This window comes from Anaerofustis stercorihominis (assembly GCF_024623185.1).
Lineage (GTDB): Bacteria > Bacillota > Clostridia > Eubacteriales > Anaerofustaceae > Anaerofustis.
In genome coordinates this window covers 1-6,647 of the sequence record NZ_JANJZK010000030.1, presented here as the reverse complement: position 1 = coordinate 6,647, position 6,647 = coordinate 1, and the positions used below count along the sequence as shown (strand labels likewise).

Here is a 6,647-nt window from a genome sequence, read left to right as displayed (position 1 = left end):
CCCGATTTTCTGGGAACAGTCGCTAATCCCGCCCCAAAGGTTATAACTTGTTCAGGTAAATAGCGGGTAATTTACTTAAGTAAGTTAAAGATTTCTTCCACGAAGGTTTAGGCACCGTGCCCAGCGGGGTCCTTTTTCTCTATTTTGGACAAGCAAAATAGAGCGGGTTATAGGGCAGAGCCCTACAAAAGATATATCCTTGTTTATTCTTCATATATATGATATAATACTTTAGAAAATAATTTATATTTTCTTGGCTAATATTCGATTACGAATATTAAAATAAAACTCGTAACCTATAACGAGTTTTATTTTTTTATGTTAAAATTATAAAATAAATTAATTCTTAGGAGGCAAAATAATGAATAAGAAAATACTGAAGATATTGGTTCCCGCTTTAATAGTTATAGCTGTGATCGGGATTTATATAGTTAAGAATAACAATAACAAAGAGGCTTTAGAAAATAACGGTTCGGATACAAAGACTGCCGCTTTTGATTTGGAGGAACTCAAAAAAGAAAAACTTCCGATAGTTCTTGATTTTACGAGTGCTACGTGTCCTCCGTGCAGAGAAATGGAGCCTACTCTTCATAAATTAAAAGAAGAATACAAGGGTAAAGTCATTATAAAATCGATTAGTGTCGATGCTGATATAAAGGGTATAGAAGACTTCCCCGTAAAGGTAACTCCGACTTTATTCTTCTTCGATGAAAAAGGTGAGCCTTATAAACCGAGCAAGAATATTGATATCCAAATGATAGAATACTCTTCAAAGACGGATAATAAGCATATCTATACCGCAAGAGAGGGACTTCTTACGGAAGATGAATTCCTTCAAATATTCGAGGATATGGGTATAAAATAGTATGATAAATAATATCTTAGAAAGCATTTCAAGTATTATTACATCAAATATATATCTTGCTCCGGTAGTGGCTTTCCTTGCGGGTATCCTCGTTTCCTTTACGCCATGTTCTCTGTCCTCCATTCCTTTGATCGTAGGATACGTAGGTATGAACGGGAAAGAGGATACAAAAAAGTTATTTAAACTTTCTGTAACTTTTGCGGTGGGTACCGCCATTACATTTACGGTTCTCGGTACGCTTGCTTCAATGCTAGGGAAAGTAATGACACTTAGCGGAGGGTGGTTTTATATAGTCCTTGGAGTAATAATGGTGCTTATGGCTCTGCAAACTTTTGAGCTTTTTAACTTTATTCCCTCTACTTATCTTGTTTCGAAGAATGAAAAGAGAGGGTACATGGGAGCTCTTATTTCAGGAGTACTTGCGGGTGTATTCTCTTCTCCCTGTTCCACTCCCGTACTCGTTGTGATACTTGGAATAGTAGCGGGAAGCGGGAATATTTTGTGGGGTATACTGCTTCTTGTATGTTACTCTATAGGTCACGGTATACTTACGGTCATGGTCGGTACCAGCTTGGGGCTTGCAAATAAGATAACCAATAATGAAAAATATGGCAAGCTTCAGCTTTTTATTAAAATATTCTTAGGTGTATTGATGCTTTTGATTGCATTTTATATGTTTTATTTAGGGTTTTAAATCAATGTGTTTATTCTTTAGGGGGCGTAACAGTTGGAAAACGAATTGGAAAATGAATTAGACAATAAAGATGATAATAATGTAGACAAACAATATATAAAGATGACCGAAACGAAGATTTCAAAGCTCATCACTTCTCTTGCCGTACCGACCATAATAAGTATGCTGGTAACTTCGATATACAATATGGCGGATACTTACTTTGTGTCAAAGCTTGGCACCAGTGCGTCGGGAGCTGTGGGGATAGTATTTTCCTTAATGGCGATAATCCAGGCAATAGGCTTTACCCTCGGTATGGGTTCGGGAAGTCTTATATCCAGGCTCCTTGGTGCAAAGAGGGAGGAAAAGGCAAATGAAGTAGGATCAACGGGATTTTTCCTTGCAATACTTGCGGGAGTTTTGCTTGCTGTCTTCGGTCTTATATTCATAGACCCGCTTATGAAGCTTTTAGGCTCCACGAATACAATACTTCCATATGCAAAGGATTACGCTGGATATATACTTTTCGGCGCTCCTATAATGATGGCTTCCTTTGTAATGAATAACATCCTTAGAGCAGAGGGGAAAGCTAATCTTGCAATGATAGGGATAGGTACAGGCGGGATTTTAAATATTATATTAGACCCTATATTTATATTTACTTTCGGACTTGGTATATCTGGAGCCGCCATTGCGACTATACTGTCACAGCTTATAAGCTTTTTTATCCTCCTTTCTCATTTTATATCCAAGAGAAGCGAAATTAAGCTTCATATAAGAAACTTTACGAGAGAGTTTGAAACTTGTTCCATGATAATTAAGACCGGACTTCCGTCTCTTGCGAGACAGGGACTTGCAAGTATAGCAACGGTAATGCTGAACGTAGCTGCGGCAGGTTACGGGGATGCGGCTGTTGCGGCAATGTCCATTGTCGGGAAAATATTCATGTTCATATATTCGATCATGATAGGTTTCGGTCAGGGATATCAGCCTGTGCTTGGATTTAACTACGGAGCTAAGAAGTATGACAGAGTGAAAGAATCTTTTACATTTACTTTAAAGACCGGTATGATAATCATGACGATATTTGCTGTCTTTGCATTCATATTTGCTCCGCAGTTTATAAAGGCTTTTATTGCCGACGATATAGATGTCATAAAGATAGGTACAGAGGCTTTTAGGTTCCAGTGTGCGATAATACCTCTCGTACCCCTTGGGGTAATAGCGAATATGACCTTCCAGTCTATCGGGAAGTCATTTACCGCGACTATCCTTTCGTCATTAAGGCAGGGTATATTCTTTATTCCTTTGATACTCGTCCTTCCGAACATCTTCGGAGTCGTTGGGGTGGAAATGACACAGACGGTTTCGGACTTATGTACCTTCTTTGTATGCCTGCCTTTTATGATAAATTTCTTTAAGGATATAGGAAATAAATAAATGGAAATTTAATATAAAATTTATGTAAAAAGACTATAAAACTTTTGTTAAATAGTCTTTTTTAGTATATAGTATATATATAATCAGAGGAGGGAAAAATGAAAGAACTTATAATCAAAGAAAAAATAATGTCGTTTTTAGATAGCTACAACGTCTACGACGAAAACGGAGATGTTGTATATAAAATAAAGGGCAGTATTTCTTTTGGACACTGCTTTAAGGTATATAATAAATACGATGAGGAAGTTGCGGTATTAAAAGAAGAAGTACTAAGGTTTCTTCCAAGATTTAAGATAATCGTAAACGACGAATGTATAGGACATATTAAAAAGGAACTTACATTTCTAAGACCTAAATTTGAGATAGATTTTAAAGGCTGGAGGGTTCACGGGAACATATGGGAATGGGACTATAGTATTTATGACGACAGAGATACTATAGCCGAGATTTCAAAGAAGATAATAAGCTTCACAGATACATATACGATAAAGGTATTTAAAGACGAAGATGAACTTTATGTACTTTTGGTTGTAGCGGCTATTGACGCAATAAAATGTTCACAGGCAGGGGACTGAGATAAAATATAATATGAAGAAATTTTTATCCGATTTTAAAAGTATATTAAAAAAGTGTTTTTATTTGATAAAATTCAATCCTGCCGATTTGATTTTATTTGAAATCATATATAAGGCTTTCATAATTTTTGCAGTACTTTTATGTGAGAATTTATTTAAGTACGCTGTAAAGGTATCGGGAATAACTCATTTGACGCCTGATAATGCAATGCTTATGATAAAGAGTCCTTTATCCGTTTTGATATGCCTTTTATTGGTAATTATATTTGTATATCTTACTATACTTGAGATATTTGGGATAATCATATACTTTGAAGACAGCAGAAACGGAGTTAAGACGGGATTTATAAACTTATTTAAAAAAGCGTTTAAAAGGTCTTTGAAAATTTTAAGCCCCAAGAATATATTTATATCTTTTATAGTTCTGCTTTTTCCTTTAAGTAATATTTATCTTACCAGCGGATATTTAAATTCCGTTCGTATCCCCGAATTTATTTTGGATTTTATTAAAGAAAATGCGGCTTTGAGCTTTATATATTTGTTTATCATTATAATTATTTATATATTATTGTTTAAGTATATATTTTCTATATTTGAAATGGTGATAAACAAGGCTGATTTCAAAAGTGCATGCAGTAAAAGCAAGGAGATATTAAGGGATAGGTTTATAAAGAGTATTGCTTATTTTATCCTGTTCCTTGTATTTCAGGCTATACTGATTTTCTTTATAACGGTAATGATATATTTACTATTGATACTGAAGGTAAAGCTATTTTATGTTGGTACGGATATAGAAAATTATTACTGGTTCAGCGTGACCTCGTTCAATAATTTCTTTACCGTTTTGTTATCGATATTTATACTTATATTTAATATAGCTTTTCTTGCTTCTCTTTACTACGGATATGAAGACTATGATAAAGTATATGAAAATAATAAAGCGAATGATGGTTTTAAAAATACTGTTAAGACCATAATCAAATATATCATTATAATAATTATTTTAGTTATATACTCCGAGACTTTTAATGTTAGTCCCGATATAGACAATATCAGTGTCGTGGCTCACAGAGCGGGGAGTGCCTTTGCACCGGAAAACACCGTTTGTGCTCTCAACGAAGCTGTAAAAGCCGAAGCCGACTGTGCTGAGATAGATGTTCAGCAGACTAAGGATAAGAAGCTTATAGTGATGCACGATACCGATTTTAAGAGGATATCGGGCGTAAATAAGAAGGTATGGGAAGCAGACCTAAAAGAAGTAAAGACTTATGATGCGGGAAGCTCATTTTATCCTGATCATAGATTTGAAAATTATCCTACATTGGAAGAGATGTTAAAGGCTTCCAAAGGAAAGATCAGCTTGATGATTGAACTTAAGAGTACGGGGCATGAAAAGGAGCTTGAAGCAAAGACAGTAAACCTTATAAAGAAATACAAAATGGAAGATCAGTGCATAGTAGCTTCCATGAACTACGATATCCTTAAAAAGACAAAGGAAATCGATAAAGATATAAGGACATGCTATATAACGACTTTGTTTTACGGAGATGTAAAAGAGCTTAAATATGTGGATGAATTATCCGTAGAGGCTACTTTTATAAATAATATTATCGTTTCCGATGCACATTATAATAATAAGAAGATTTATGCATGGACGGTAAATAAGGAAGAAAACATAAGAAATATAATAAAGACGGGTCTTGACGGTATCGTGACGGACAATCCTTATTACACCAAATATGTAATTGAAAACAGGAATAAAAATATATTGGCTCAGGATATTTATAATATGTTCTACGGAGGAAACGAAGTATAAATTTAAGTAATTTGATTTATATATTTGATATTAAATATTAACAAAATATAAAAGGACAAAATATGAAATACTTATATCAATTTTTAATAATAGCGGTAATAACATTTATAAGCGAACTTTTAAATTATATTATCCCGCTTACAATACCCGCGAGTATCTACGGACTTGTGATTATGCTTATTTTACTTAAAAGCGGAGTGATGAAACTAAAATATATAAAAGACGCAGGGAACTTCTTACTGGATACGATGCCTATAATGTTTGTACCTATCGGGGTAGAAATAATAACACTATATTCCGCTCTGTCGGATTTTATTTTCCCTGCTACCGTGATAACAATAGTGACGACTGTTATTGTAATGGTCGTTACGGGGCTGGTATCACAAGGGATAATAAGAAGAGATAAGGAGGATATTTAATGGGATTATTAACAAATTCTCTTTATTTTGGAGTGCTTATTACGATTTTAGGATATTTCATTGGAGATTATCTTAGGAAGAAGCTGAAACTTAGTATATTAAATCCCATACTTATAGGCATAATCTTCGTCGGGGTAGTAATTACATTATGCAAAGTGGAATATAAGACATATTATGAGGGAGCAAAGTATATAAGTTTTTTGCTCACACCCGCAACCATTTGTCTTGCAATCCCCTTATACGAAGAATTTGAGATATTAAAACATAATTTAAAAGCGGTGATACTGGGTATAACCGCAGGGGTGCTTTCAAGTCTAGGGAGTATTCTTGCATTTTCATATATGTTTATGCTGACACATGAGCAGTATATAACACTTCTTCCCAAATCCATAACCACCGCAATAGGTATGTCCCTTAGCAGTGAACTTGGAGGTATACCTTCTTTGACTGTGGCGGTAATAATCATAACCGGGATATTCGGTAACCTAATAGGGGAATATGTATGTAAGATATTTAAGATAACCGAGCCTGTTTCCGTGGGGCTTGCTTACGGTACGGCTTCTCATGCCGTCGGGACTGCGAAAGCCTTGGAGTTTGGGGAAGTAGAGGGAGCGATGAGCGGACTTTCCGTTGCTGTTTCAGGGATAATTACGGTAGTTCTTGCAAATTTATTTGCTACATTATTATAAGGTTCCGCCTTACAATTCACTATAAGGGACGCTGCCCCTTTCACCCCTTAACTATGTATGGCTCTGCCCTACGACCCGTTGTAAGGGACTCCGTCCCTTAGGAACTCTGCGAATATTTTTCCGAAGCAAAAAATATTCGATAAAATGCTTCCACTGCGTGGTGCTAAGCC

7 protein-coding genes are annotated in these 6,647 nt (G+C 35.3%); all 7 read left to right on the top strand.

Translation table 11 applies throughout. From position 1 onward, the window contains the following. Positions 1–361: 361 nt before the first annotated feature. Entirely contained in the window at positions 362–865 is a 504-nt protein-coding gene (locus NSA01_RS09580) for a thioredoxin family protein (RefSeq protein ID WP_257481240.1), read from the top strand. A gap of 1 nt (position 866) precedes the next feature. Then, positions 867–1,559 carry a cytochrome c biogenesis protein CcdA gene (locus NSA01_RS09575; protein WP_257481239.1) on the top strand — a complete coding sequence of 231 codons (693 nt, stop codon included), beginning with the start codon at positions 867–869 and terminating at the stop codon, positions 1,557–1,559. Between the two features lie 33 nt (positions 1,560–1,592). After that, the gene (locus NSA01_RS09570) at positions 1,593–2,978 is read left to right on the top strand and encodes an MATE family efflux transporter (protein WP_257481238.1); all 1,386 of its coding nucleotides are present in this window, start codon (positions 1,593–1,595) and stop codon (positions 2,976–2,978) included. Between the two features lie 98 nt (positions 2,979–3,076). Further along, on the top strand, positions 3,077–3,553 hold the full coding sequence (locus NSA01_RS09565; protein ID WP_257481237.1) for an LURP-one-related/scramblase family protein: 477 nt from the start codon (positions 3,077–3,079) through the stop codon (positions 3,551–3,553). Between the two features lie 13 nt (positions 3,554–3,566). Beyond that, on the top strand, positions 3,567–5,369 hold the full coding sequence (locus NSA01_RS09560; RefSeq protein ID WP_257481236.1) for a glycerophosphodiester phosphodiesterase family protein: 1,803 nt from the start codon (positions 3,567–3,569) through the stop codon (positions 5,367–5,369). A gap of 62 nt (positions 5,370–5,431) precedes the next feature. Next, positions 5,432–5,788 carry a CidA/LrgA family protein gene (locus NSA01_RS09555; protein WP_257481235.1) on the top strand — a complete coding sequence of 119 codons (357 nt, stop codon included), beginning with the start codon at positions 5,432–5,434 and terminating at the stop codon, positions 5,786–5,788. Next, the gene (locus NSA01_RS09550) at positions 5,788–6,477 is read left to right on the top strand and encodes an LrgB family protein (protein ID WP_257481234.1); all 690 of its coding nucleotides are present in this window, start codon (positions 5,788–5,790) and stop codon (positions 6,475–6,477) included. Before NSA01_RS09555 ends, NSA01_RS09550 begins: the two co-directional genes overlap by 1 nt. Positions 6,478–6,647: the final 170 nt, after the last annotated feature.

Bases quoted from the DNA above. Each gene is read 5' to 3' on its own strand.
- NSA01_RS09575 (WP_257481239.1), top strand. From the start codon at position 867: ATGATAAATAATATCTTAGAAAGCATTTCAAGTATTATTACATCAAAT.
- NSA01_RS09560 (WP_257481236.1), top strand. From the start codon at position 3,567: ATGAAGAAATTTTTATCCGATTTTAAAAGTATATTAAAAAAGTGTTTT.
- NSA01_RS09565 (WP_257481237.1), top strand. From the start codon at position 3,077: ATGAAAGAACTTATAATCAAAGAAAAAATAATGTCGTTTTTAGATAGC.
- NSA01_RS09550 (WP_257481234.1), top strand. From the start codon at position 5,788: ATGGGATTATTAACAAATTCTCTTTATTTTGGAGTGCTTATTACGATT.
- NSA01_RS09580 (WP_257481240.1), top strand. From the start codon at position 362: ATGAATAAGAAAATACTGAAGATATTGGTTCCCGCTTTAATAGTTATA.
- NSA01_RS09555 (WP_257481235.1), top strand. From the start codon at position 5,432: ATGAAATACTTATATCAATTTTTAATAATAGCGGTAATAACATTTATA.